22 protein-coding genes are annotated in these 24,915 nt (G+C 69.6%); 11 read left to right on the top strand and 11 right to left on the bottom strand.

Annotated elements, in window-relative coordinates:
• Positions 1–34: 34 nt before the first annotated feature.
• Positions 35–1,666, bottom strand: coding sequence for an FAD-dependent oxidoreductase (locus ACZ69Q_RS20845; RefSeq protein ID WP_471043830.1), 1,632 nt, complete (start codon positions 1,664–1,666; stop codon positions 35–37).
• 144 nt (positions 1,667–1,810) lie between these two features.
• On the opposite strand from ACZ69Q_RS20845, the gene ACZ69Q_RS20840 reads away from it, so the two are divergent.
• The 5 genes from ACZ69Q_RS20840 (at position 1,811) to ACZ69Q_RS20820 (ending at position 6,152) form a co-directional block, all read left to right on the top strand.
• A complete protein-coding gene (locus ACZ69Q_RS20840) occupies positions 1,811–3,079 on the top strand; it encodes a cytochrome P450 family protein (RefSeq protein WP_471043827.1) in 1,269 nt (422 codons plus the stop codon).
• Positions 3,076–3,402 carry an antibiotic biosynthesis monooxygenase family protein gene (locus ACZ69Q_RS20835; protein ID WP_471043824.1) on the top strand — a complete coding sequence of 109 codons (327 nt, stop codon included), beginning with the start codon at positions 3,076–3,078 and terminating at the stop codon, positions 3,400–3,402. The genes ACZ69Q_RS20840 and ACZ69Q_RS20835 overlap by 4 nt, the downstream gene beginning before the upstream one ends.
• An 83-nt stretch (positions 3,403–3,485) precedes the next feature.
• Positions 3,486–3,995 (top strand): MarR family winged helix-turn-helix transcriptional regulator, encoded by a 510-nt coding sequence (locus ACZ69Q_RS20830; RefSeq protein ID WP_380844463.1) that lies wholly within the window; start codon positions 3,486–3,488, stop codon positions 3,993–3,995.
• 50 nt (positions 3,996–4,045) lie between these two features.
• A complete protein-coding gene (locus ACZ69Q_RS20825; protein ID WP_471043821.1) occupies positions 4,046–4,378 on the top strand; it encodes a DUF3817 domain-containing protein in 333 nt (110 codons plus the stop codon).
• Positions 4,379–4,451: 73 nt separating this feature from the next.
• Positions 4,452–6,152 (top strand): acyl-CoA mutase large subunit family protein, encoded by a 1,701-nt coding sequence (locus ACZ69Q_RS20820; protein WP_471043819.1) that lies wholly within the window; start codon positions 4,452–4,454, stop codon positions 6,150–6,152.
• Between the two features lie 39 nt (positions 6,153–6,191).
• Here ACZ69Q_RS20820 and ACZ69Q_RS20815 read toward each other — a convergent pair whose 3' ends face one another.
• The gene (locus ACZ69Q_RS20815; protein WP_471043816.1) at positions 6,192–6,827 is read right to left on the bottom strand and encodes a TetR/AcrR family transcriptional regulator; all 636 of its coding nucleotides are present in this window, start codon (positions 6,825–6,827) and stop codon (positions 6,192–6,194) included.
• 211 nt (positions 6,828–7,038) lie between these two features.
• Here ACZ69Q_RS20815 and ACZ69Q_RS20810 point away from each other — a divergent pair, with 211 nt between their 5' ends.
• The 4 genes from ACZ69Q_RS20810 (at position 7,039) to ACZ69Q_RS20795 (ending at position 11,404) form a co-directional block, all read left to right on the top strand.
• Positions 7,039–8,013 (top strand): tetratricopeptide repeat protein, encoded by a 975-nt coding sequence (locus tag ACZ69Q_RS20810; RefSeq protein ID WP_471043814.1) that lies wholly within the window; start codon positions 7,039–7,041, stop codon positions 8,011–8,013.
• Positions 8,014–8,674: 661 nt separating this feature from the next.
• Positions 8,675–9,313, top strand: a complete 639-nt coding sequence (locus ACZ69Q_RS20805) for a DUF6230 family protein (protein WP_471043812.1) — start codon at positions 8,675–8,677, stop codon at positions 9,311–9,313.
• 149 nt (positions 9,314–9,462) lie between these two features.
• Positions 9,463–10,035: a DUF6114 domain-containing protein gene (locus tag ACZ69Q_RS20800; RefSeq protein ID WP_471043810.1), complete on the top strand. Its 573-nt coding sequence runs from the start codon at positions 9,463–9,465 to the stop codon at positions 10,033–10,035.
• Positions 10,025–11,404 carry a hypothetical protein gene (locus ACZ69Q_RS20795; protein ID WP_471043808.1) on the top strand — a complete coding sequence of 460 codons (1,380 nt, stop codon included), beginning with the start codon at positions 10,025–10,027 and terminating at the stop codon, positions 11,402–11,404. Before ACZ69Q_RS20800 ends, ACZ69Q_RS20795 begins: the two co-directional genes overlap by 11 nt.
• Positions 11,405–11,526: 122 nt before the next feature.
• On the opposite strand, the gene pyk is transcribed toward ACZ69Q_RS20795, so the two are convergent.
• The 3 genes from pyk to pta all read right to left on the bottom strand — a co-directional run bounded on the left by pyk (position 11,527) and on the right by pta (position 16,387).
• Entirely contained in the window at positions 11,527–12,957 is a 1,431-nt protein-coding gene (gene pyk, locus ACZ69Q_RS20790; protein ID WP_471043805.1) for a pyruvate kinase, read from the bottom strand.
• Between the two features lie 86 nt (positions 12,958–13,043).
• On the bottom strand, positions 13,044–14,282 hold the full coding sequence (locus ACZ69Q_RS20785) for an acetate kinase (protein WP_471043802.1): 1,239 nt from the start codon (positions 14,280–14,282) through the stop codon (positions 13,044–13,046).
• The gene (pta, locus tag ACZ69Q_RS20780; protein ID WP_471043799.1) at positions 14,279–16,387 is read right to left on the bottom strand and encodes a phosphate acetyltransferase; all 2,109 of its coding nucleotides are present in this window, start codon (positions 16,385–16,387) and stop codon (positions 14,279–14,281) included. The genes ACZ69Q_RS20785 and pta overlap by 4 nt, the downstream gene beginning before the upstream one ends.
• A gap of 183 nt (positions 16,388–16,570) precedes the next feature.
• Between pta and ACZ69Q_RS20775 the strand changes: the two genes are divergently transcribed.
• Positions 16,571–17,596, top strand: a complete 1,026-nt coding sequence (locus ACZ69Q_RS20775; RefSeq protein WP_471043797.1) for an ATP-dependent 6-phosphofructokinase — start codon at positions 16,571–16,573, stop codon at positions 17,594–17,596.
• 67 nt (positions 17,597–17,663) lie between these two features.
• Here the strand turns inward: ACZ69Q_RS20775 and ACZ69Q_RS20770 are convergent, their stop codons facing one another.
• The gene (locus tag ACZ69Q_RS20770) at positions 17,664–18,401 is read right to left on the bottom strand and encodes an XRE family transcriptional regulator (RefSeq protein ID WP_471043795.1); all 738 of its coding nucleotides are present in this window, start codon (positions 18,399–18,401) and stop codon (positions 17,664–17,666) included.
• 186 nt (positions 18,402–18,587) lie between these two features.
• Here ACZ69Q_RS20770 and ACZ69Q_RS20765 point away from each other — a divergent pair, with 186 nt between their 5' ends.
• Complete coding sequence (locus ACZ69Q_RS20765) at positions 18,588–19,034, top strand: PPOX class F420-dependent oxidoreductase (RefSeq protein WP_471043794.1); 447 nt, start codon at positions 18,588–18,590, stop codon at positions 19,032–19,034.
• Here the strand turns inward: ACZ69Q_RS20765 and ACZ69Q_RS20760 are convergent.
• From ACZ69Q_RS20760 to ACZ69Q_RS20740, 5 genes are all read right to left on the bottom strand, one after another.
• Positions 19,024–19,863 (bottom strand): carbohydrate ABC transporter permease, encoded by an 840-nt coding sequence (locus ACZ69Q_RS20760; protein WP_471043791.1) that lies wholly within the window; start codon positions 19,861–19,863, stop codon positions 19,024–19,026. The genes ACZ69Q_RS20765 and ACZ69Q_RS20760 overlap by 11 nt on opposite strands.
• Before the next feature lie 5 nt (positions 19,864–19,868).
• Positions 19,869–20,825: a carbohydrate ABC transporter permease gene (locus ACZ69Q_RS20755; protein ID WP_471043789.1), complete on the bottom strand. Its 957-nt coding sequence runs from the start codon at positions 20,823–20,825 to the stop codon at positions 19,869–19,871.
• Positions 20,826–20,847: 22 nt separating this feature from the next.
• Positions 20,848–22,224, bottom strand: a complete 1,377-nt coding sequence (locus ACZ69Q_RS20750; protein ID WP_471043786.1) for an extracellular solute-binding protein — start codon at positions 22,222–22,224, stop codon at positions 20,848–20,850.
• A gap of 218 nt (positions 22,225–22,442) precedes the next feature.
• Complete coding sequence (locus ACZ69Q_RS20745) at positions 22,443–23,135, bottom strand: response regulator (protein WP_471043783.1); 693 nt, start codon at positions 23,133–23,135, stop codon at positions 22,443–22,445.
• Complete coding sequence (locus ACZ69Q_RS20740) at positions 23,132–24,892, bottom strand: ATP-binding protein (protein WP_471043780.1); 1,761 nt, start codon at positions 24,890–24,892, stop codon at positions 23,132–23,134. The genes ACZ69Q_RS20745 and ACZ69Q_RS20740 overlap by 4 nt, the downstream gene beginning before the upstream one ends.
• Between the last annotated feature and the right edge of the window lie 23 nt (positions 24,893–24,915).

Raw genomic sequence — 24,915 nt, 5'->3', positions numbered from 1 at the left:
GGCGAAAAGGGGAAGAGGAGAGGAGAGCGGGGGTTCAGTCGCGGCAGAGCACGCCCTGCATCACGTTCGTCAGCACGCGGTCGGCGTCGGGCATCGCCGCGTCCGCCCGCCAGGCGACGAAGCCGTCGGGGCGTACGAGCACGGCACCGTCCTCGGCCGTGCCGTGCAGCTCCGCCCAGTCTGCGTCCGGGTCGGGGACAAGGTCGTGATCGGGTCCCGTACCCACCAGGTACGCCTCGATGGGGACGCCCAGGTTCAGGGAGGCCCGCTCCACCGCGGCCCGCCACTTGTGCCCCCCGGACCCGGCGAGCAGCACGAAGGAACGCTCGTACAGGTCGAGCGTGGAGATCCTGGTGTCCCCGCGCGTCACCCACATGTGGGGCGCGCGGCTGCCCGGTTCGCCGCCGAGCTGGAAGGCGTCCGGGACGATCGGCCGCTCCGGCGGGGCGCCCACCACGGCGTTCGACGCGTACCGGTAGCACAGGGCGACCGTCATCAGGTCCCCCGGATCGTCGTTGCGTCCGGCGCCGGGGCTGAAGCCCGGGTGCTGTTCGTCGGCCGCCTGCACGCACGCGCGCGTGCCGGTCGCGAGGGCGACGGGCCGGCGTTCGAGCTCGTAGGTGTCGAGCAGCGACGGACAGGCCCACTCGCGCAGCACCGCGGCCAGCTTCCAGGCGAGGTTGTGAGCGTCCTGGATACCGGTGTTCGAGCCGAACGCCCCGGTGGGCGGCATCTCGTGGGCAGAGTCGCCGGCCAGGAAGACCCGGCCCTCGCCATAGCTGTCGGCGACCCGCTTCGAGGCGTGCCAGGGCGCCTTGCCGGTGATCTCGACGTCGATGCCCGGTACGCCGACGGCGGCGCGGATGTGTGCCGCGAGCCGCTCGTCGGTGAAGTCCTCCAGCTCCTCACGCCTCTCGGGGCGCCAGGGAACGTGGATCACCCAGCGTTCCTCGTTGTCCACCGGCAGCAGGGCGCCCTCGCCCTCGGGGTCGGTGACGTAGCAGACGACGAATCGTTTCTCTCCGACGTGGTCCTTCAGGGCCCTGCTGCGGAACGTGACACTGACGTTGTGGAACAGCTCGCCCGGCCCCGACTGCCCGATCCCCAGGTGACTGCGGACAGGACTGCGGGGCCCGTCGGCGGCCACCAGGTACTCGGCGTGCACGGTGTAGGTCTCACCGGTGTCCCGGTTCCTGATCCGTGCCTCGACGCCGTCCCCGTGCTCGGCAAAGGAGAGCAGTTCCGAGCCGAAGCGGATGTCGGCACCCTGCTCGCGGGCGTAGTCCAGCAGCACCGGTTCGAGATCGTTCTGGCTGCACAGGCACCAGTTGGAGGAACTCACCCGGGAGATGTCCATGCCGCCGGAGATGTCCCCGATGATCCAGCGGCGCTGCTCCCCGGTGAGGGTGTCCACCTGGAGGATGCCGTCGTTGGCGGCGAGGACGCGGGCCGCGTCCCGGATGCGTGACTCAAGACCGGCGGTCCGGTAGATCTCCATGGTGCGCACGTTGTTGCCGCGGCCACGCGGATGCGTCGATGTCGCGGCATGGCGTTCCACGACCATGTGCTCGATACCGAGGCGGCCCAGGAAAACCGAAGTGGAAAGACCCACCAGGGATCCGCCGACGATGAGAACTGGTACAGATTCCGCTTGGTGTCCGCTCACGAGGTCGATGTTTACCAAGCCGGGCTGCGACACACACGTGTTGCGGGGAGCCGACCCATATGGCGCAGCGCCGTTTGCGGCGCGGTACGGCCCGGGAAACGGTGGCTCTGACCACCGAAATTCAAGCCGACCCGGGGACCAGTCATGACGCAAGCGTTCGCATCCGAGGAATCCGAGGCACTGTTGTCCGAAGAGGCCGCGGCCGCGGCCTCTTCGTGCAGCAGGGAGTTCCGCGCCAATCCGCATCCCGTCTACGCCGCGCTGCGCGAGACGGCGCCCGTGTGCCCGCTGTCGCCGCCCCACGGGGTGCAGACGTACCTGATCACGCGTTATGACGACGCCCGCGCCGCGCTCGCCGACCCCCGGCTGAGCAAGGACATGTACGGGGCCATCGACGCCTACCACCGCATCTTCGGTGACTCGTCGATCGCGCTCGACGACAACATGCTCTTCTCGGACCCGCCGAAGCACACCAGGCTCCGCCGGATCGTCGGCAACACCTTCACCCCGAAGCGGGTGGAATCGCTGCGGACGCGCGTGCAGCAGATCACCGACGAACTGCTCGACCAGTGCCCGAAGAGCGGGCCGGTCAATCTGCTCCCGGAATTCTGTTTCCCGCTGCCGCTCCAGGTGATCTGTGAACTCCTGGGCGTTCCGGAGAACGAGCGGAAACAGGCGCAGGAATGGTCCGCCACCGTCGCTCAGACCGGATTCGGTCCGGAGGCGCGCGCGAAACTGGAGATCGCCGAGGGAAATCTGCGCGACTATCTGGTGGACCTGTGCGCACGCAAGCGCAGCGAGCCGGACTCGGGTCTGCTGAGCGCGCTCGTCACCGCCCAGGACCAGGAGGGCTCGCTCACCGACCACGAACTCGTCTCGACGGCGTGGGTGCTGCTCTTCGCGGGCCACAAGTCGACCGCGTACCAGATCGGCAACGCGGTCTACCACCTGCTCAGCCGGCCGGACCAGAAGGAGCTGGCCCTGCGGGACGCGAGCTCGATGAACGCGGCCATCGAGGAGATCTTCCGCTTCGAGACGTCCGTGGAGAACTCCACCTTCCGGCACGCCAAGGAAGACGTCGTCATCCGGGACACGCTCATCCCCAAGGGCGCGCTCGTCCAGATCTCGATCACCGGGGCCAACCGCGACCCGGAGATGTTCACCGCGCCGAACGAGATGGACGTCCGGCGCCCGAACGTCCAGGCCACGCATCTGGCCTTCGGCTACGGCCCGCACTACTGCGTCGGCGCGCCCCTGGCCCGGCTGGAGATGCAGATCGCCCTGGGCACGCTCTTCGGCCGCCACCCCCGCATGTCCCTCGTCGGCGCCCCCGAGGACGCGCGCTGGATGACCGTGCCGTTCCCCGCCTTCCGAGGACTTGCGGAGCTGCCCGTCGTCCTCGACCCGTCATGACCGCCGGGACCTCCGCCCCGGCGCGGGTGCGGGTGATCCGGCTGCTGCGCGTGCGCGACGGGATGGAGGCGGAGTTCGTACGGTCCTACAGGGACGTGCGTGCGGGAGCGGAGCGATTTCCCGGGCACCTCGGCGAACAACTGTGCCGCTCCCTGGACGACCCCGCCCAGTGGCTGCTCACCAGCGAGTGGGCCGACCTCGACGCCATCCGGCGCTGGCGCACCGGCACCGCGCACGAGGCCCTGGTCGAGCCGATGAACGCCTGTCTGCACGACGATCGCTGGACGGGGGTCTTCCAGGTGAAGGAGATGGCCGCACGGTGAACAACGGCACCGGGCGGTGCCGATACCGACCGAAAGGCGAGACAGGGCTGACCAGCATGTGACCGGCCGGTAAGGTCGGTCGCGTGCCGAAGCCGCTCAGCCTTCCCTTCGATCCCATCGCCCGAGCCGACGAGCTCTGGAAGCAGCGCTGGGGAAGTGTGCCCTCCATGGCCGCCATCACCTCGATCATGCGCGCCCAGCAGATCCTGCTGGCCGAGGTCGACGCGGTGGTCAAGCCCTACGGACTGACGTTCGCGCGCTACGAGGCGCTGGTGCTGCTCAACTTCTCCAAGGCCGGCGAACTGCCGATGTCCAAGATCGGCGAGCGGCTCATGGTGCACCCCACGTCGGTGACGAACACCGTGGACCGGCTGGTGAAGTCGGGCCTGGTGGACAAGCGGCCCAACCCCAACGACGGGCGCGGCACGCTCGCCTCCATCACCGCCAAGGGCCGCGAGGTGGTCGAGGCGGCCACCCGGGACCTGATGGCGATGGACTTCGGGCTCGGGGTGTACGACGCGGAGGAGTGCGCGGAGATCTTCGCGATGCTGCGCCCGCTCAGGGTGTCGGCACACGACTTCGAGGAGAGCTGACCCGGGACCCCGGGCAAGATCTCCCGGAACGGGTGGTTACGCTCTTGCGCATGAAGAAGAGCGTCCTGACCCGCTACCGGGTGATGGCCTACGTCACCGCCGTCATGCTGCTCGTGCTGTGCACCTGCATGGTGTTCAAGTACGGCTTCGACATGGGCGAGGACGTCACCTTCGCCGTCTCCCAGGTCCACGGCTTCCTCTACATCATCTACCTGATCTTCGCCTTCGACCTCGGCTCCAAGGCCAAGTGGTCGTTCGGCAAGCTGCTGTGGGTGCTGCTGTCCGGGACGATCCCGCTGGCCGCCTTCTTCGTGGAGCGCCAGGTCACCCGCAGTGTGGAGCCCCTGATCGGGGAGCCGGCCCCGGCCGTCGCCAAGGCCTGACCGCACCGCCGTACGCACGCGTACGGCGGTCCCCCATCGACATTTACTTGGACGTCCTAGTAAATTCGAAGGTATGGACGCTGACGCCATCGAGGAGGGCCGCCGTCGCTGGCAGGCCCGGTACGACGCCGCGCGCAAGCGCGACGGTGACTTCACCACGCTCTCCGGGGACCCCGTGGAGCCGGTGTACGGGCCCCGGCCGGGTGACGAGTACGAGGGCTTCGAGCGGATCGGATGGCCCGGGGAGTACCCCTATACCCGCGGGCTGTATCCGACGGGCTACCGAGGGCGGACGTGGACCATCCGGCAGTTCGCCGGGTTCGGGAACGCCGAGCAGACCAACGAGCGCTACAAGATGATCCTCGGCAACGGCGGAGGCGGTCTCTCGGTCGCCTTCGACATGCCGACGCTCATGGGCCGCGACTCCGACGACGCGCGCTCGCTGGGCGAGGTCGGGCACTGCGGGGTCGCCATCGACTCGGCCGCCGACATGGAGGTCCTGTTCAAGGACATCCCGCTGGGCGATGTGACGACGTCCATGACCATCAGCGGACCGGCCGTGCCCGTCTTCTGCATGTACCTGGTCGCGGCGGAGCGCCAGGGCGTCGACCCGGGCGTCCTCAACGGCACGCTCCAGACCGACATCTTCAAGGAGTACATCGCCCAGAAGGAGTGGCTCTTCCAGCCCGAGCCGCACCTTCGCCTCATCGGCGACCTCATGGAGCACTGCGCGGCCGCCATCCCCGCCTACAAGCCGCTGTCCGTCTCCGGCTACCACATCCGCGAGGCCGGTGCGACGGCCGCACAGGAGCTGGCGTACACGCTGGCGGACGGGTTCGGGTACGTCGAGCTGGGCCTGTCGCGTGGCCTCGACGTGGACGTCTTCGCCCCCGGCCTGTCCTTCTTCTTCGACGCGCACGTCGACTTCTTCGAGGAGATCGCCAAGTTCCGGGCCGCCCGCCGCATCTGGGCGCGCTGGATGCGCGACGTGTACGGGGCGAAGAGCGACAAGGCGCAGTGGCTGCGCTTCCACACCCAGACCGCCGGTGTCTCGCTGACCGCCCAGCAGCCGTACAACAACGTGGTGCGTACGGCCGTGGAGGCGCTCGCGGCCGTGCTCGGCGGGACGAACTCGCTGCACACCAACGCCCTCGACGAGACCCTCGCGCTCCCCTCCGAGCAGGCCGCCGAGATCGCCCTGCGCACCCAGCAGGTCCTCATGGAGGAGACCGGGGTCGCCAACGTGGCCGACCCGCTGGGCGGTTCCTGGTACATCGAGCAGCTCACCGACCGGATCGAGGCCGACGCCGAGAAGATCTTCGAGCAGATAAGGGAGCGCGGGCTGCGCGCGCACCCCGACGGGCAGCACCCCATCGGGCCGATCACCTCCGGCATCCTGCGCGGGATCGAGGACGGCTGGTTCACCGGGGAGATCGCCGAGTCGGCGTTCCGGTACCAGCGGGCGCTGGAGAAGGGCGAGAAGCGGGTCGTCGGCGTCAACGTCAACACCGGCTCCGTCACCGGCGACCTGGAGATCCTGCGGGTCAGCCACGAGGTGGAGCGCGAGCAGGTGCGGGTGCTGGCCGCGCGCAAGGCGGGCCGCGACGACGCCGCGGTGCGCACCGCGCTGGACGCCATGCTGGCCGCCGCCCGCAGCGGCGCCAACATGATCGAGCCGATGCTCCAGGCCGTACGCGCCGAGGCGACCCTCGGCGAGATCTGCGACGTGCTGCGGGACGAGTGGGGGGTGTACACCGAGCCGGCGGGCTTCTGAGAGGCTCCGGCGGGAGGGCGGCCCGGCCGCCCTCCCCACTCAGCCCTCGGCGGGCTGCGCTGCGGCTCCCGTCAGGCCCAGCAGCAGCATCTGGGTGAAGCCGCGCACCCACTCCTCGTCCGCCGGGTGGCTGCTCACCAGCGTGCGGTGGACCACCGCGCCCGCGACCATGTCGAAGATGAGGTCGACCGTGCGCGCGGTCTCCGAGGGGTCCGTCTCCGGCGGCAGTTCGCCCCGGCACTGGGCCCGCGCCCGGCCCTCCACCACCAGCCTCTTCTGACGGTCCACGATGGACGCGCGGATGCGTTCGCGCAGCGCGTCGTCCCGGGTCGACTCCGCGACCACCGCCATCAGGCCACTTTTCGCCTCCGGCCGGGCCAGGATCGCCGCGAACTGGAGCACGACGCCCTCGATGTCGGCGGCAAGGCTGCCCAGGTCGGGCAGGCGGAGCTCGTCGAAGAGCTCGGCGACGGCGTCCACCACCAGCTCGTTCTTCCCCGACCAGCGGCGATACAGGGTTGTCTTTGCAACCCCCGCGCGCGTGGCCACGTCTCCGAGGGTGAGTTTGGACCAGCCCAGTTCGACCAGCGCCTCCCGCGTCGCCGCCAGGATCGCGGCGTCAGCGGCGGCGCTGCGCGGGCGTCCGGGACGGGCGGCGGCGGTGCTGCTCTGCATCCCATGACCATAACCGGGCGGTTCGTGTGTGGTCGTGAGGGAGATCACGGGAGGGTGGTGTTCCGCAGGGCCCCACTGCCATTACGCTACGAGTCGTAGCGAAAGCGATGACCACAGGCGTGGGGTGGGGACCCGGCGCCGAACAGCACCTGCCGGGCCCGGCTTTCAGACCGCTTTTCACAGTGCGCGCCGAACGGGGGAGGATAGACGCATGCAGCCACGGAACATGTCCATGAGCGGAGTCGTCGACCTCGCCGCGGTGAAGGCGGCCCAAGAGGCCAAGGCGAAGGCGGAGCAAGCGCGTGCCGAGGCCGCCCGGCAGGGCGGGGCGGGTGCCGTGTCCCCCGCCGACCTCGTCATCGATGTGGATGAGGCGGGGTTCGAGCGCGAGGTCCTTCAGCGGTCCGCCGAGGTGCCCGTCGTCATCGACTTCTGGGCCGAGTGGTGCGAGCCCTGCAAGCAGCTCAGCCCGCTGCTGGAGCGGCTCGCCGTCGAGTACAACGGCCGCCTCCTGCTCGCCAAGATCGACGTCGACGCCAACCAGATGCTGATGCAGCAGTTCGGCGTGCAGGGGATCCCTGCCGTCTTCGCGGTCGTCGCCGGGCAGGCGCTGCCCCTCTTCCAGGGCGCGGCCGGCGAGGCCCAGATCCGCGAGACGCTCGACCAGCTCGTCGCCGTAGCCGAGCAGCGCTTCGGCCTGACCGGCCTGACGGTCGACCCGGACGCCGAGCCGGGCGGCGCCCAGAGCGCTCCCGCCGCGCCGGCCGGTCCCTACGACGCCCTGCTGGAGGCCGCCGTGCAGGCGCTGGACGCGGGCGACTTGGCCGGTGCCGTCCAGGCGTACCAGAGCGTGCTGGGCCAGGACCCGGCGAACTCGGAGGCCAAACTCGGGCTCGCCCAGGCCGAGTTGCTCCAGCGCGTGCAGGATGCCGACCCGCAGCAGGTGCGTAAGGAGGCCGCCGACCGGCCCGCCGACGCCCAGGCGCAGATCGCCGCCGCCGACCTGGATCTGGTGGGCGGTCACGTCGAGGACGCCTTCGGCCGGCTCATCGACACCGTGCGGCGCACGGCGGGTGACGACCGGGACACCGTGCGGCTTCGGCTGCTGGAGCTCTTCGAAGTCGTGGGCGGTGAGGACCCGCGGGTCGCGGCCGCTCGCAGGGCGTTGGCGCGTGCGCTGTTCTGACGGTTTGGTGAGCGGGGCGACAGCCCCGTTCTGACCAGTCACTAAACGCACGGACGCATGTTGCGCGAGTGAAAGATTTGTCGACAGAGCATCAGAGCGGCCGCGCTTTACCAAATCTTGGTAATCGCGGCCGCAGTTACTGCGGGTAAGTCGCGGGCGTCGTTCTGTCGGTTTCTGTCTCCCGATTCGTGGATTTGTCCGGTCACCTGAAGCCACCCTGCGTCGTCGTCCGAGACCGGCGGGTCGTTGTTCGGTTATCCGGCCGTTACTACTGAGTAACGAAGCCCCTTGTGCGGGCGGCGAGAATGCACCACGATCGGCCACGCTCGGTCCGTTCCCGTACCCCGACAGCCGGTTGGGTCGCGGGAGTTCCTGGGTCCCCACCGAGCAGAGTCGGCGGCAGTGGCGCCGGCTCTTGGACAGGGGGGTCTTCGCCCACTCGGCGAAGCCTGTCCGGCAAGGTTGTGCGTGATGCGTGTCAGGCGCGACCAGTGGTTGTCGCTCGGGGGTGATCGCCGGTAGTTCGGGCGCGATTCGTGCCGACGAGCGCAGGCGCTCTCCTTCCCGAGGACGTAGCACTTCTCCCATCCCTGACCGGCTGAGCCGTCGAGACGACGGTGGCAGCCAGGGTCAGGAGATGTACGTCCGAGAAGGAGGAAATATGGAGTCCCAGGTGCGTGGCGGGACCAGATGGAAGCGGTTCGCTGTGGTCATGGTGCCCAGCGTCGCCGCCACGGCTGCGATAGGTGTCGCCCTCGCGCAGGGCGCTCTCGCCGCGTCGTTCAGTGTCTCCGGCCAGTCGTTCAAGGTCACGACCGACAAGCTGGTCGGTACGGGCTTCTCGCAGTACGGCGCTCTTGACGAGGGCTACACGCTCTCCGGCAAGAAGACGGTTCACCCCGTCGCCGTCTCGGGTTTCAAGTCCGCGACGATCAGCAACATGTGCCAGTCCGTGGTCACGCCCGACATCCCGATCCTCGGGAGCGTCAGCCTGATCCTGCGGGCGGGCGAAGACCCGAACAAGCCGGTCGAGGCCAAGAACCTCTACATCGACGTCGCCGACCTCGAGGCCGACGCGACGTTCGAGAACATCGACATCGGTGTTGCCGCGAAGGACGCCAACAAGGGTCCGGGCATGAAGGGTGGCGGCGAGCAGGCCAACCCCTTCGGCTTCGCCCAGCAGGCCGACAAGGCCACGCTGAGCAACGTGAAGCAGACGGCGTGGGCGACCACCGCCGGAACCTTCAAGCTCAGCGGTCTGAAGATGTCGCTGTCGACGGGTGTCAAGGAGTGCTACTAAGCACTCTCTGACGGGCGGGGGAGCCGATGGCGCCCCCGCCCGTCCACTCTCCGCTTGCTTTCTTCACAAGTGGTCACACGGCCGCGACACAACACCGCATCACCATCGCACCACCACCACAGCAATGCCGTACCAGGGAGCTGTTTTCGATGAGCGCCGAGACTCCTGCCGCGCGCGGCCATGACGAGCACTACCTCCGGGTCTTTCGGCGGAACTTCCGCGCCTGGCGCGGTACGCGGCCGTTCTGGGCCGGTCTGTTCGTCATGCTCGGCGGACTCCCGATCGCCTACTTCCCGTACGCGAACCTTCAGATCGGCCACCTGACGCTGGCGATGCAGACCGCGGGGGGCTCCAGTTCCCTGATCATCGGTGTGCTGCTCGTGGTCCTCGGCTTCACGCTGTGGTTCCAGAAGCACGTCCGCACCTTCGCGGGCATCGCGGCGATCCTGCTGGCACTGGTGTCCATCCCGCTGTCCAACCTCGGCGGCTTCCTCATCGGCTTCCTCTTCGCCCTCGTGGGCGGGGCGATGGCGGTGGCATGGGTGCCCGGCGGGGACGCCGACGCACAGCCGGCGAAGACGGACACGACGGGCGAGGGCGGCGCACCCCAGGGTGCCGCGGACCCCGACACCACCATCCTCAAGCCCGTGGTGGGCGAGCCGAACGATCTGTCAGGAACGAGCCCGGCGAACGGGGCGAACGGGAGGCACAGTGCCGGCTGACGAGGTGACCCACGGGACTGAGGTGGACAAGTCCCGTGTGAGAACCGGGCCGCGTCACGCGGCGCCCAAGAAGCCGCTGTTCACCAGGTTCCACATGCCGGCCGGCAAGGCGATAGCCCTGGCGGCGATGCCGACGGCCGTCCTCATGGGAATGGGGTTCACGCCGACGCTCGCCCAGGCCGACAGCGACGCCACGAAGCCGACGTCCAACAGCCTCACGGCGGACGAGTACAAGGACTGCGTGGCGGCTCTGGAGGACGAGGCCTCGGCCTCCGCGACCCCGAGCGCCAGTGAGTCCGCAGACAAGGACGAGACGCCGGAGCCCACCGCGTCGGCGACCGAAGGCCAGGACTCCGCGGACTCCTCCGACTCCTCGGGTTCCTCGGGCACTTCGGGTTCGGAGGACTCGGCGGACGGTGACTCCTCTTCGTCGGATTCAGGTTCCGACGACGCGGCCGAGCCCACGCCCTCGCCCTCCGCGAGCAAGTCGAGCGAGGCCCAGGCCGGGGACACGGCCACGGCGTCGCCCTCGCCGTCCGAGAGCGGCGGCAACCTGCTGGAGAACATCGGCGACGCCATCGAGGGCATCTTCACGGGCGGTTCGGCCGGGGAGAGCGCGAGCCCGACGCCGACGCCCTCCGCGAGCGAGGAGGCGGCGTCCGGTTCCTCGGGGTCCGCGGACTCCTCCGACTCCTCCGGCAAGGAGACGTCCGAGGCGTCCGACCCGGTGAAGGAGACCACCGACAAGGTCACCGACACGGTCAAGGACACCGTCGGGGACGCCACCGACAAGGCGTCCGAGGCGGCGAAGGACGTCACCGACGGAGCGAAGGACGCCGCCGACGAGGCCACCGCCTCGCCGAGCCCGTCCGCGAGCTCCGGCACGGACCCGGACGACTGCCCGGCCGCCACCGACGCGGAGGGCGGCGTCGACAACCCCGTGCCGCTGCCCGACGACCCGTGGTACCTGAACGCCAGCTCGCTGCTGCTGAAAGGCGCCGACTACCAGGGCATCGTCGAGGTGAAGACGGCCAGCGGCGCCAAGAAGAAGGTGCTGAAGTACGTCATCTCCGACGGCACCGACATCGGCGACCTGCACCAGACGGTGAAGGACAAGCAGTCCGGCAAGACCTACCACGTGCAGGCGGCGCAGGGCTCGACGTCCACCATCCGCAACGGCAAGACCGTGATGTACACGGAGAGCATCTCCGGGAACCTGCTCGGTCTGATCCCGGTCACGTTCGACCCGGAGCACCCGCCGCCGCTGAACATCCCGCTGATCTACTTCACGAAGGTGAAGGTCACCCAGGCCGGTCAGTTCGGCGGCACCCTGCACGTGCCCGGGCTGCACAACTTCACGACCGACTGAGCCGGGCGTCTCGATCAGACGCCCCCACAAGCCCGTTCGGGAGCCGCACAAGCGCTGAGGGCGCCCCCTGTCTCAGGAGGCGCCCTCAGCGTCGTTCAGGGCCCTTGCGGGCGGTCTGCGGGTCAGTCCCGCGCGCCGCCGCCGAGGTGGTGCACCCGGACCATGTTGGTGGTGCCCGGGACGCCGGGCGGGGAGCCGGCCGTGATGACCACGATGTCGCCCTCGTTGAACAGGCCGAGCTTGACGATCTCCTGGTCCACCAGGTCGACCATCTCGTCGGTGCTGTTGACGAACGGCACCACGTGCGGCTCGACGCCCCAGCTCAGCGTCATCTGGTTGCGCGTGGACTCGTCCGTGGTGAACGCGATGATCTGCTGGGCGGCGCGATAGCGGCTCAGCCGGCGGGCGGTGTCGCCGGACTGGGTGAAGGCGACCAGGCCCTTGCCGCCGAGGAAGTCGGCGATCTCGCAGGCGGCACGGGCCACCGAACCACCCTGCGTACGGGGCTTCTTGCCGGGCACGAGCGGCTGCAGGCCCTTGGAGAGCAGCTCCTGCTCGGCCGCGGTGACGATCTTCGACATCGTCTTGACGGTCTCGATCGGGTACGCGCCCACGCTCGACTCGGCGGACAGCATGACCGCGTCGGCGCCGTCCAGGATCGCGTTGGCCACGTCGGAGGCCTCGGCGCGGGTCGGACGGGAGTTGGTGATCATCGACTCCATCATCTGGGTCGCCACGATCACCGGCTTGGCGTTGCGGCGGCACAGCTCGATGAGCCGCTTCTGCACCATCGGGACCTTCTCGAGCGGGTACTCGACGGCCAGGTCGCCACGCGCGACCATCACGGCGTCGAACGCCAGCACGACGTCCTCCATGTTGGCGACCGCCTGCGGCTTCTCCACCTTGGCGATGACCGGGACGCGGCGGCCGACCTCGTCCATGACCTTGTGCACGTCCTGCACGTCGTTCGCGTCCCGCACGAAGGACAGGGCGACCATGTCGCAGCCCATGCGCAGCGCGAAGCGGAGGTCCTCGACGTCCTTCTCGGACAGCGCCGGCACGTTCACGGCCGCGCCGGGCAGGTTGATGCCCTTGTGGTCGGAGACGACGCCGCCCTCGATGACGATCGTCTTCACCCGGGGGCCCTCGACCTCGGTGACCTTCAGCTCGACGTTGCCGTCGTTGATGAGGATCTGGTCGCCCTTGTCGACGTCACCGGGCAGGCCCTTGTAGGTCGTCCCGCAGATCTGCTTGTCGCCGGGGACGTCCTCGGTCGTGATGACGAACTCGTCACCGCGCTCCAGCTCCACCGGGCCCTCGGCGAAGGTCTCCAGGCGGATCTTCGGCCCCTGGAGGTCGGCGAGCACACCGATGGCCCGCCCGGTCTCCGCGGCGGCGGCCCGCAGGCGCTCGTACCGCCCCTGGTGGTCGTCGTGCGTGCCGTGGCTGAAGTTGAAGCGGGCCACATTCATGCCCGCCTCGATCAGCGAGACAAGCTGTTCATGGGAGTCGACCGCGGGGCCGAGAGTACAAACGATTTTCGAACGGCGCATGGGACGATCCTATCGGTTTGTTTCGCCGCGGAATATTCCGTCTGGTGGAAGATACAAATGAGCTGCGCTTTGCTCAGCCGTGTTACTCAGTCGTTGCCCGCGCGGCGCAGTCGCATATCGGTGCTGCCGACCAGTGCGTAGGTCTGTGTCGCGATCTCCAGTTCCTCGTCCGTCGGCACCACGGCGACCGCCACCCTCGCGCCCGCGGGCGAGATCAGCCGCGGCTCGTCACCGCGTACGGCGTTCAGTTCCGCGTCCACCGCGAGGCCCAGTGCGTCCAGGCCCGCCACGGCGGCTTCCCGCACCGGTGCCGCGTTCTCGCCGACGCCGGCCGTGAACGCGATCGCGTCCACCCGGCCGAGCACGGCGTAATAGGCGCCGATGTACTTCTTCAGTCGGTGAATGTAGATGTCGAAGGCCAATTGGGCCCGCTCGTCACCTTCTTCGATCCGGCGGCCGATCTCCCGCATGTCGTTGTCGCCGCACAGGCCGATCAATCCGCTCTTCTTGTTGAGAAGAGTGTCGATTTCCGCGATGGACATATCGCCAACACGCGCCAAATGGAAGATGACGGCGGGATCCATGTCACCCGATCGCGTACCCATCACGAGCCCCTCCAAGGGGGTCAGGCCCATGGAGGTGTCCACACACCTGCCGCCCTGCACCGCCGACGCGGACGCGCCGTTGCCGAGGTGCAGCACGATCACGTTCACGTCCTCCGGGGCCTTGCCCAGCAGCTTGGCCGTGGCCCGCGAGACGTACGCGTGCGAGGTGCCGTGGAAGCCGTACCGGCGTATGCGGTGCCGGTCGGCGGTCTCCACGTCGATGGCGTAGCGGGCGGCCGACTCCGGCATCGTCGTGTGGAACGCGGTGTCGAAGACGGCGACCTGGGGCAGGTCGGGGCGCAGCGCCTGTGCCGTGCGGATGCCGGTGAGGTTGGCGGGGTTGTGCAGCGGGGCCACCGGGATGAGCCGCTCGATCTCGGCGAGCACGGCGTCGTCGATGACGGTGGGCTCGGTGAAGTGCTTGCCGCCGTGCACCACCCGGTGGCCGATCGCGGCCAGCTCGGGGGAGTCGAGGCCGAGGCCGTCCTTGGCCAGCTCCGCCGCCACGGCCTTCAGGGCGGCGTCGTGGTCGGCGATCGGGCCGGTCCGCTCGCGGCTCTCGCCGCCGGCCGCCAGCGGGGTGTGCTTGAGCCGGGAGACCTGCTCGCCGATGCGCTCGACGAGGCCCACGGCCAGCCGGCTGCTGTCACGCATGTCCAGCAGTTGGTACTTCACCGACGAGGAGCCGGAGTTGAGGACGAGGACGCGGGACGCGGTCACTGGACGGTGGCCTTCTCGTGGAGGGACGGGGCGGTGGACTGGGGCTGGGACTGGATCGCCGTGATGGCGACGGTCGTGACGATGTCCTGGACGAGGGCGCCCCGGGACAGGTCGTTGACCGGCTTGCGCAGACCCTGGAGCACCGGGCCGACGGCGATGGCGCCGGCCGAGCGCTGCACGGCCTTGTAGGTGTTGTTACCTGTATTGAGGTCGGGGAAGATCAGAATCGTTGCCTGCCCGGCCACTTCGGACTCCGGCAACTTCGTCGCCGCGACGGACGGCTCCACCGCGGCGTCGTACTGGATGGGCCCCTCGATCATCAGGTCCGGCCGCCGAAGGCGCACCAGCTCGGTCGCCTCGCGCACCTTGTCGACATCGGCGCCCGAACCCGACGTGCCCGTCGAGTACGACAGCATCGCGATGCGCGGCACCACACCGAACCCCTCGGCGGTCGCCGCCGACTGGATGGCGATGTCGGCGAGCTGCTCGGCGTTCGGGTCCGGGTTCACCGCGCAGTCGCCGTACACGAGGACCTTGTCGGCCAGGCACATGAAGAAGACCGACGAGACGATGCCGGCGTCCGGCTTCGTCTTGATGATCTCGAAGGCGGGCCGGATCGTCGCCGCGGTCGAGTGGACGGACCCCGACACCATGCCGTCGGCCAGACCCTCCTCGACCATCAGGGTCCCGAAGTAGTTCACGTCGGAGACGACGTCGTAGGCCAGCTCGACGGTGACGCCCTTGTGGGCACGGAGCTGGGCGTACTTCTCGGCGAAGGAGTCGCGCAGGTCGCTGGTGGCCGGGTCGATGAGCTGGGTGTCGCCCAGGTCGATGCCGAGGTCGGCGGCCCGCTTGCGGATCTGGTCGACCGGCCCGAGCAGGGTCAGGTCGCACACCCCGCGCCGCAGCAGGACCTCCGCGGCGTGCAGCACGCGCGGTTCGGTGCCCTCGGGCAGCACGATGCGGCGGATGTTCGAGCGGGCCTGCTCCAGCAGCTTGTGCTCGAACATCATCGGCGTGACCCGGTCGGAGTTCGGCGCCGAGACCCGCCCCAGCAGCTCGCCGGTGTCGACGTACCGCTCGAACAGGCCGAGCGCGGTCTCCGCCTTGCGCGGGGTCGCCGCGTTCAGCTTGCCCTCCAGGGAGAAGAGTTGCTCGGCGGTGGGGAAGCTGTAGCCGGGCACCGACAGCACCGGGGTGCCGGGGGCGAGGCGGGAGGCGAGGGTGAGGATCGCGTCGCCGGGGCGCTCGTCCAGGGTGAGCAGCACGCCGGCGATCGGTGGGGTGCCGGCGTTGTGCGCGGCCAGCGAGCCGACGACCAGATCCGCGCGGTCCCCCGGGGTGACGACCAGGCAGCCCGGGGTCAGGGCGCTCAGGAAGTTCGGCAGCATCGCGCCGCCGAACACGAAGTCGAGGGCGTCGCGCGCGAGCCCCGAGTCGTCGCCGAGCAGGACCTTCGCTTCGAGTGACTGGGCGATCTGCGAGACCGTGGGCGCGGACAGCGCGGGCTCGTCCGGGACGACGTAGCAGGGCACCGGCAGCCGGGACTCCAGCAGCCGGGCGATCTCGTCCCGGTCGGTGCGGGCGACCCGGTTGGTGACCATGGCGAGCACGTCACAGCCCAGGTTCTCGTACGCCCGGTAGGCGTTGCGCGTCTCGGCGAGCACCGACTCGGTCGTCTGCTTGCGCCCGCCCACGACGGATATCACGGACGCGCCGAACTCGTTGGCGAGTCGGGCGTTGAGGGACAGCTCGTCCGGGAGCTGGGTGTCGGCGAAGTCGGTGCCGAGGACGAGGACGACGTCGTAGTCGCGGGCGACCGCGTGGAAGCGGTCGACGAGGGTGGAGACCAGCTCGTCGGTGCCGCGCTCGGCCTGCAGGGCGGACGCCTCGTGGTAGTCCATGCCGTAGACCGTCGCCGGGTCCTGGGAGAGGCGGTAACGGGCGCGCAGCAGCTCGAACAGCCGGTCCGGGGAGTGGTGCACCAGCGGGCGGAACACCCCCACCCGGTCGACCTGCCGGGTCAGGAGCTCCATGACCCCCAGTTCGACGACCTGCCGGCCGTCGCCGCGGTCGATGCCGGTCACGTACACGCTGCGCGTCACGCGTGGTCTCCCCTTCGTCGTGTGGTCGCAAAATCGCCCGGTGAGGTGAGCGAAACCCTCTTGACAATACCTTTGGCGATGGATAAGGCGCCCGTCAGGTTCCCGGGTCGGACAGGGCCCTCGGGGACGTGAAACAATCGGACTGGCTCACCGGTATCAACAGCGAGCAGGAGACACAGCACGATGCGTATCGGAGTTCTCACCGCAGGCGGCGACTGCCCCGGCCTGAACGCCGTGATCCGGTCGGTCGTGCACCGTGCCGTCGCACAGTACGGCGACGAGGTGATCGGCTTCGAGGACGGGTTCGCGGGCCTGCTGGACGGTCACTACCGCCGCCTCGACCTGGAGGCCGTCAGCGGCATCCTGGCCCGCGGCGGCACGATCCTCGGCTCCTCGCGACTGGAGCGGGGCCGGCTGCGCGAGGCCTGCGAGAACGCCCCCGACATCGCCCGCGACTTCGGCATCGACGCCCTCATCCCGATCGGCGGCGAGGGCACGCTGACCGCGGCACGCATGCTGTCCGACGCCGGGCTGCCGGTCGTCGGCGTGCCCAAGACGATCGACAACGACATCTCCTCGACGGACCGGACGTTCGGCTTCGACACCGCCGTCGGCGTCGCCACCGAGGCCATGGACCGCCTGAAGACCACCGCGGAGTCGCACCAGCGGGTGATGGTCGTCGAGGTCATGGGCCGGCACGCGGGCTGGATCGCGCTGGAGTCCGGCATGGCGGCCGGCGCGCACGGCATCTGTCTGCCGGAGCGGCCGTTCGACCCCGCCGACCTTGTGAAGATGGTCGAGGAGCGCTTTGCGCGCGGCAAGAAGTTCGCAGTGATCTGCGTGGCCGAGGGCGCCCACCCCGCCGACGGCACCATGGACTACGGCAAGGGCGAGATCGACCAGTTCGGCCACGAGCGCTTCCAGGGCATCGGCACGGCGCTCGCCTTCGAGCTGGAGCGCCGCCTCGGCAAGGAGGCCAAGCCGGTCATTCTCGGCCACGTCCAGCGCGGCGGCACGCCGACCGCGTACGACCGGGTGCTCGCCACCCGCTTCGGCTGGCACGCGGTGGAGGCCGCCCATCAGGGCGAGTTCGGCAGGATGACCGCGCTGCGCGGCACGGACATCGTCATGGTGCCGCTGGCCGAGGCGGTCACCGAGCTCAAGACGGTGCCGAAGGACCGCATGGACGAGGCGGAGTCCGTCTTCTAGCCGCAGGGCCCGCTGCCGGTCACAGGCCCCGCCCGTCAGCGCTGCTCGGAATCAGGCGTACAGGGCTTCAGGGGCTGTTCTCCTGGACCATCCTCCAGAAGCGCTCCACGATGCCGTCCATGAACTCGCGGCCGGCCGCGCTGGAGTCACCGCTGCCGCCGCCCCAGCTCAGGGTGGCGGTCATCTGCCCCTGGTAGTGCTGGTGCAGTTCCTGGAGCGTGGTCTCCAGCAGGCGCCGGTCCAGGGGCACCATCTTGCCGACCGGGCGCACATACGCCTGCCAGCGCGTCGTCACGGCACTGCGCAGCAGGTCGGCGAGCCGGGCCTCGCGGCCGGTGACGGTGATGAAGTCGGGGATCGTCAGGCCGAGGGCCTCGGCGAGGGCGGCGGACTGGCGGTCGGTGCCATGCCAGTCGTCGTCCTCCTCCATGCGCAGATACTCGACGACCTCGTGCCCGACGGCACGGGCCACGTCCTCCGGCGCGAGGCCGCGGGCGATGCGGTGCTCGCGCAGGGTTCGCGGCTTGCCGAGCAGCTCGGCGGGCGAGCACCACAGCACGCCCGCCAGGGCGCTGAGCTCGTGGCTGGTGGGAGCGGCGAGTTCGCGTTCCCAGGCGATGACGAGGTCCTCGGTGACATAGGGAAGGCCGTAGCTGACGCGCATGCCGTAGGCGACATGCTCGGGGCCCATGCTCAGGGCGGCGCGGAGTCTGCGGGCGGCGGGGGCGTTGAACGGAGGAGTGGGTGGATTGCGGCGGCTGGAGCGGTTGTAGGGCTGGTTCGGTTGGGCTGGGGGTCGACGCACGCGCCACAACGTAGGCCCGCCGAGATGGGGTGACTACGGTCTGTTCGGCCAGGATCACGGATTGTAGGAACCTACGGCTACCGGCGGGTTCGCCGCTGGCCGAAGATCGTCTGTCGATGCGGTGGGGTGACGGTGAGGATGGCGCCGGGGCGTCACCGTGGCGGCCCCGAAGGGTGGTGACAACCGGTGAACGGCAAGCTCAACGGGCATATTCGCGAGCGTCTCCTGGCGCCGAACTTCTGGCACCTCGCGACGGTGGGCCCCGACGGGACGCCGCAGGTTTCGCCCATGTGGGCGGACATCGAAGATGAGTACGTCATGGTCAACACGTCCATGGGGCGGGTGAAGGTGGACAACCTGCGGCTCAATCCCAACGTTTCCCTGTCCCACCACGACCCGGAGAACCCCTACGACCGGGCCGAGATCCGGGGGCGGGTCGTCCGGTTCGTTGAGGGGGACGTGGCGGAGCGGGCCATGGACCGGCTCGCGCAGAAGTACATCGGGCAGGACCGCTACCCATGGCTGCTGCCCGGGGAGCGGCGCGTGATGCTGCTGATCGAGCCGGTGCGGGTGCGCCGGGTCGTGGGGGTGGAGGCGTTCCGGGCGGGGGTGCTGCCCGACGTCACCCCTTGACCGCCCCGCCCAGCGCGAAGCCGCTGCCCAACCGCCGTGAGATCAGCACGTACAGCAGGATCACCGGCGTCGAGTAGACGATCGAGAACGCCGCCAACTGCCCGTACGCCACCATCCCCCGGTTCCCGAAGAAGTCGTTGATGCTGACGGAGGCCGGCATCTGGTCGGGGGTCAGGAGCAGCATGAAGGGAACGAAGAAGTTCCCCCACATCATCACGAACGAGAACACCGTGACCACGGCCACGCCCGGTCCCATCAGCGGCAGCACGATCCGCACCAGCGACTGGAGCGAGGACGCCCCGTCCGTCCAGGCCGCCTCCTCCAGTTCCCTGGGCACCCCGTCCATGAAGTTCTTCATCAGCCAGATGGCGAACGGCAGTTGGGAGGCGGCGAAGAAGAAGATCGTGCCCTGCATGGTGTCGATCAGGTTCACCCGTACGAACAGGGCGTACACCGGCACCATGATCGCCGTGATGGGCAGGCTCGTCGCGAACAGGATCGTGAGCAGGAACGGGCGGTTGAACCGCGAGCGGAACCGGGACAGCGGGTAGGCGGCGAGCGCCGCGCACGCGACCGTCAGCGCCGTCCCGCCGCCGCACAGCAGCAGGCTGTTGAGCAGCGGCGTGAAGGTGATCTCCGGGGTCAGGACCGCGTCGAAATTGTCCAGGGTGATGCCGTCCGGGAGCTTCACCCGGAGGTCGGCGCCGGTGTCCAGGGAGGACAGGACCACCCAGACCAGCGGCAGCACGAACGCCGCGGCCACCACCAGGAGCCCGGCGTCGGCGGCCAGGCGATGGGTGCTCTCGCGGGACGAGAGGGATCGGGGCATGGGCGTCAGACCTCCGTCCGCAGCAGACGCAGGTAGACCACCGAGAACAGCGAGCCCACCACCAGGAGCAGCAGGGCGACCGCGGTGCCGTAGCCGATCATGCTCTTCTGGAACGCCTCCTCGTACATGAACAGCGGCAATGTCTGGCTCTTGCCGCCCGGGCCGCCCCTGGTCATCACCCAGATGAGCCCGAAGACGGACAGCGTCTGAAGGGTGATGAGCATCAGGTTGGTGCCGATGGAGCGGCGGATCATCGGGAGCGTGATGTGCCATATCCGGCGCCAGCCGCCGGCGCCGTCGACCTGCGCCGCCTCGGTGATCTCCTTGGGGATCTCGTTGAGCGCGGCCGAGTAGACCAGCATCGAGAACGCCGTGCCCCGCCACACGTTCGCGAAGGACACCGCCAGGATCGGCAGGGTGAACAGCCAGTTCTGGGTGGGCAGTTGCAGCCACTCCAGGATGGCGTTCAGGGTGCCCTCGCGGCGGAAGAAGGCGTACAGCAGGAACCCGGCGACGACCTCCGGCAGCACCCATGCCGTGATGACGATCCCGCCCACCAGGGTGCGGATCGGCTTGGACGCGCGCTGCATCAGCATGGCCAGGGCCAGGCCCAGGGTGTTCTGGCCGAGCAGGGCCGAGATGACGGTGAAGACGAGGGTGAGCCATACGGCGTTGAGGAACGCCTCGTCACCGAAGGCCGTACGGAAGTTGTCGAATCCGACGAACGAGTCCTCGGCCTGGCCGGTGAGCTGGAGGTCGGTGAAGGCGATGAAGGCGCAGTAGGCGATGGGGCCGGCGAGGAAGAGGAGCAGCAGGACGACGGCGGGGGAGACGGGCAGCGCTCGGGCGAGGCTGCGGTGCAGCGGGGCGGGCGGCGGGCCCGGCGGGCGTGAAGCCGGCGTGCCCGACGGGGACTTGCACGTCGCCGGGCCCGTCGCCGCGTCTTGTGCTTCGGCGGTCATGGGCGGTGGTCCTCGCCGTCCCTCACTTCTGGATCACCTGGTCGTCCGTCGCCGATTCGAGCTCCTCGTCGTATCCCTTGGCCGCCTCGTCCACCGACATGTCGCCCGTCGTCACGCCCTCCATCGCCTCCTGGACCGCGGTGGAGACCTTCGGGTACGCCGGGAACGCGGGGCGGTAGTGGGTGCTGGCGACCAGGTCCGTGAAGAACTTGATGCCGGGCTGGGCGTCGGTGTACGACGGGTCGTCCGCGACGTCCTTTCGTACGGCGATGCCCGAGTTGGCGATGTACCACTTCTGGGCGTTCGCCTTGGTCTGCATCGTCTTGATGAACTCGAAGGCGAGGTCGGGGTTGGCCGCCTTGGCCGGGATGGACCAGGTCCAGCCGCCGGACATGCTCACCTTGCCGGGGGCCTGGCCGTTCTGCGTGGGCATGGCGGCCAGGCCCAGCTTCTCGGACCACTCGGGCCATTCGTGTCCACTGCCGGGCAGCCAGTCCTGCGGGAGCCAGGAGCCGTCGAGGGCGATGGCGAGCTTGCCCTTCGGCAGCCACTCGCCGCGCACACGGGTCATGACGTTGGGGTCGAGGGCGTCGGAGACGTCCGGGCCGAGCTTCTCCTTGTAGACGGTCTCGACGAAGGACAGCGAGTCCTTGAAGCCCTGGCCGCCGGCCACCCACTTCTTGGCGGACTTGTCGTAGAGCGGGTCCGCCGTGCCGTCGTTCGTGCCGTACAGCAGCATCTCGAAGGTCTGCATGGTGGCGGCCTCGCCGACGGGCTTGCCCGTGTACACGTTGAGCGGGATGACGCCCGGGACCTTCTCCTTGACGGTGCGGGCGGCGTCCAGGACGTCGTTCCAGGTCCTCGGCTGCCAGTCGGCGGGCAGACCGGCCTTCTTGAAGACGTCCTTGCTGAACCACAGACCCCGGGTGTCGGTGCCGTCCGGGACGCCGTACGTCTTGCCGTCCTCGCCCTTGGCCGCGGCCTGCGCCGTGTCGATGAACCGGTTCCAGTCCTGCCACTTGGCGAGATAGGGGTCGAGTGGCTTCAAGTACCCGCTGGTGATGTCCGAGTTGATGAGGAAGGTGTCCTCGTAGACCAGGTCGGGGGCGGTCTTGGGGGAGCGGAGCATCTGCTGGAGCTTGGTGTAGTACTCCGAGTCCGGGGCCTTGATGGGGACGAACTCGACCTTCTTGCCGGGATTCGCCTTCTCGAACTGCTTCTTGATGTCGGCGAGGTAGGTGTCCATCACCTTGATGGAGTTGTCCGTGGACTGCTTGAAGGAGACCTTGACGGTGTCCGGGTCACTGCCGGATCCGCCGCCGCACGCGGTGAGCGTGCCGGCGGCGGCGAGAGTGAGGGCGAGGAATGTGGGGAGGGCGGCGGTGGGGCGCACGGGCATGACCTCCTGCTTGCGCACTTCGTCGTGGCGCTGGGATGGCTGCCCGGTGAACGTAGGTTGAGTGGTCTAGTCAGGTCAATGCCTCTGCCGGGGATTGGGTGTTGAGGGCTTCGCCTGCCGACGTCGTTGAGGGCTTCGTCTGCCGACGTCGTTGAGGGCTTCGCCGACCGACGTCGTTGAGGGCCTCGCCGGCCGAGTTCTCCGCCCGCTCGCCGCGGCTACCGGCCCGGTACCCACCGGTACACCAGCTCCGGTCGTCCCACCTGCCCGTAGACCGGCTTGCGTTCGGCCCGGCCCGCCTCCACCAGATGCTCCAGATACCGCCGGGCCGTGATCCGGGAGATCCCCACCGCCTCGGCCACCCCGGCCGCCGTGAGCCCCTCGCCGGCGTCCCGCACCGCGCCGGTCACCCGCTCCAGCGTCGGCGCGCTCAGCCCCTTCGGCAGCGCCGCGGGCCCCGGCGCACGCAGCGCGCCCAGCGCCCGGTCCACCTCGTCCTGTCCGCTCGCCTCGCCGACGGCCGCGTGGAACTCGGCGTAGCGCACCAGCCGGTCCCGCAGGGTCGCGAAGGTGAAGGGCTTCAGTACGTACTGCACGACCCCGAGTGACACCCCCTCGCGCACCACCGCGAGATCCCGCGCCGACGTCACCGCGATCACGTCCGCCTGATGCCCCGCCGCCCTGAGCGAGCGCGCCAGTTGCAGCCCGTGCACATCCGGCAGATGCAGGTCGAGCAGCAGCAGGTCCACCGGCGTCCGCTCCAGCGCGCGGCGTGCCTCAGCGCCGGTGTGCGCCTTGCCGACCGCGACGAACCCGGGCACCCGCCCGACGTACATCATGTGCGCGTCCGCAGCCACGGGGTCGTCCTCCACGACCAGGACGCGAATCGCCTGCTCGGCAGCCGCCGTCATACGTCACCTCTCGCAACCGCCGCGCCCTGGGAAGCGGCCCTCTCCGTCGGACCGGCTCCCCCGGGGGAAGCGGCACCCGCGCCCGAGCCGGCGCCCTCGGCGGACCCTGAGCCCGTGCCCTGCGTCGAGCCGGTCTCCTCCGCCGTGCCCGCCCCGTCCACCAGCGGCATCCGTACCTCGAACACCGCCCCGCCCCCGTCTGCCTCCGTCACCGACAGCACGCCTTGGTGCCGGCTCACTGCCTGCCGGACCAGGGCCAGGCCCAGTCCTCGGCCGCCCGGCCCGGACGGCTTCGTGGAGAAACCGCGCTGAAACACCGTCTCGCCGAGCGCGGGATCCACCCCGGCGCCGGTGTCCGACACCCGGAGCACCAGTTCGCCGCCCTCGGCGTACGCCGTCACCGTCACCCGTGCCCCCACGCTTCCCTGCGCCGCGTCCACCGCGTTGTCGATGAGGTTGCCCAGTATCGTCACCAGGTCCCGGGCGGGAAGAGTGTCCGGCAGCAGACCGTCGTCGAGCCGGCTGTCCTCCGACACGACGAGCTCCACGCCCCGCTCGTTGGCCTGCGCCGTCTTGCCCAGCAGCAGCGCCGCGAGCACCGGCTCGCTGACCGCCGCGACGACCTGGTCCGTCAGCGCCTGCGCCAGCTCCAGCTCGGCGGTCGCGAAGTCCACCGCCTCCTGCGCGCGGCCCAGTTCGATCAGCGAGACCACCGTGTGCAGCCGGTTCGCCGCCTCGTGCGCCTGCGACCGCAGCGCCTGCGTGAAGCCCCGCTCGGAGTCCAGCTCGCCCATCAGGGACTGGAGTTCGGTGACGTCCCGCAGTGTCACCACCGTGCCGCGCCGCTCACCGCCCGACACCGGCGAGGTGTTCACCACCAGCACCCGCTCCGCCGTCAGATACACCTCGTCCACCCGCGGCTCGGAGGCCAGCAGCGCCCCGGTCAGCGGGGCCGGCAGCCCGAGCTCCGCGACCGAGCGCCCCACCACGTCACCCGCCACCCCGAGCAGCTCCCGCCCTCCGTCGTTGATCAGCGCCACCCGGAACTGCCCGTCCAGCATCAGCAGCCCCTCACGCACCGCGTGCAACGCGGCCTGGTGATAGTCGTGCATCCGGCTCAGCTCGGCCGCGTTCATGCCATGGGTGTGCCGGCGCAGCCGCGCGTTGATGACGTACGTGCCGATCGCGCCCAGCGTGAGCGCGCCCGCCGCCACCCCGATCAGCGCGGTGAGCTGGTCCTGCACCCGCTTGCTGATCGCCTCGACCCGGATGCCCGCGCTGACCAGCCCCACGATGTGGGCCGGGTCCCGCCCCCCGTCGTAGATCGGCACGACCGCCCGCACGGACGGCCCCAGCGTGCCGGTGTACGTCTCGGTGAAGGGCTCCCCGCGCAGGGCGCGCTCGGTGTGGCCGCGGAAGTGCTGGCCGATCTGCTCCTCGTCCGGGTGCGTCCAGCGGATGCCCTTGGTGTTCATGATCGTGACGAAGTCGACCTCGGCGTCGTGCTGGACGCGCAGCGCGTACGGCTGGAGCTCGGCCGTCGGGTCCGCGGTGCGGATCGCCTCCCGTACGGACGGGGCGTCGGCGATCGACTGGGCCACCGCCTTGGCCTGGCGGCCCGCGGCGTCCTCGGCCTGCCCGGTGTCGCTGAGGTAGGTGAACACCGCGTATCCGGCGACGAGCACCGCTATCAGCACGGCCTGCATGGCGAAGAGCTGGCCGGCCAGGCTGCGGGGTCTCGGGACGGGGATGCGCATGTCGTCAGTCTGCCTCCATGGCC

The organism is Streptomyces sp. NPDC036764 (assembly GCF_055609385.1).
Note: the sequence above shows the minus strand (reverse complement) of the source record. Positions and strands in the feature narration are given on the sequence as shown.

Excerpts from the sequence above, each read along its gene's own strand:
- ACZ69Q_RS20805 (WP_471043812.1), top strand. The coding sequence starts at position 8,675 with ATGGAGTCCCAGGTGCGTGGCGGGACCAGATGGAAGCGGTTCGCTGTG.
- pyk (WP_471043805.1), bottom strand. The coding sequence starts at position 12,957 with ATGCGCCGTTCGAAAATCGTTTGTACTCTCGGCCCCGCGGTCGACTCC.
- ACZ69Q_RS20840 (WP_471043827.1), top strand. The coding sequence starts at position 1,811 with ATGACGCAAGCGTTCGCATCCGAGGAATCCGAGGCACTGTTGTCCGAA.
- ACZ69Q_RS20810 (WP_471043814.1), top strand. The coding sequence starts at position 7,039 with ATGCAGCCACGGAACATGTCCATGAGCGGAGTCGTCGACCTCGCCGCG.
- ACZ69Q_RS20825 (WP_471043821.1), top strand. The coding sequence starts at position 4,046 with ATGAAGAAGAGCGTCCTGACCCGCTACCGGGTGATGGCCTACGTCACC.
- ACZ69Q_RS20775 (WP_471043797.1), top strand. The coding sequence starts at position 16,571 with ATGCGTATCGGAGTTCTCACCGCAGGCGGCGACTGCCCCGGCCTGAAC.
- ACZ69Q_RS20835 (WP_471043824.1), top strand. The coding sequence starts at position 3,076 with ATGACCGCCGGGACCTCCGCCCCGGCGCGGGTGCGGGTGATCCGGCTG.
- ACZ69Q_RS20800 (WP_471043810.1), top strand. The coding sequence starts at position 9,463 with ATGAGCGCCGAGACTCCTGCCGCGCGCGGCCATGACGAGCACTACCTC.
- ACZ69Q_RS20745 (WP_471043783.1), bottom strand. The coding sequence starts at position 23,135 with ATGACGGCGGCTGCCGAGCAGGCGATTCGCGTCCTGGTCGTGGAGGAC.
- ACZ69Q_RS20750 (WP_471043786.1), bottom strand. The coding sequence starts at position 22,224 with ATGCCCGTGCGCCCCACCGCCGCCCTCCCCACATTCCTCGCCCTCACT.
- ACZ69Q_RS20755 (WP_471043789.1), bottom strand. The coding sequence starts at position 20,825 with ATGACCGCCGAAGCACAAGACGCGGCGACGGGCCCGGCGACGTGCAAG.
- ACZ69Q_RS20740 (WP_471043780.1), bottom strand. The coding sequence starts at position 24,892 with ATGCGCATCCCCGTCCCGAGACCCCGCAGCCTGGCCGGCCAGCTCTTC.
- ACZ69Q_RS20820 (WP_471043819.1), top strand. The coding sequence starts at position 4,452 with ATGGACGCTGACGCCATCGAGGAGGGCCGCCGTCGCTGGCAGGCCCGG.
- ACZ69Q_RS20815 (WP_471043816.1), bottom strand. The coding sequence starts at position 6,827 with ATGCAGAGCAGCACCGCCGCCGCCCGTCCCGGACGCCCGCGCAGCGCC.
- ACZ69Q_RS20760 (WP_471043791.1), bottom strand. The coding sequence starts at position 19,863 with ATGCCCCGATCCCTCTCGTCCCGCGAGAGCACCCATCGCCTGGCCGCC.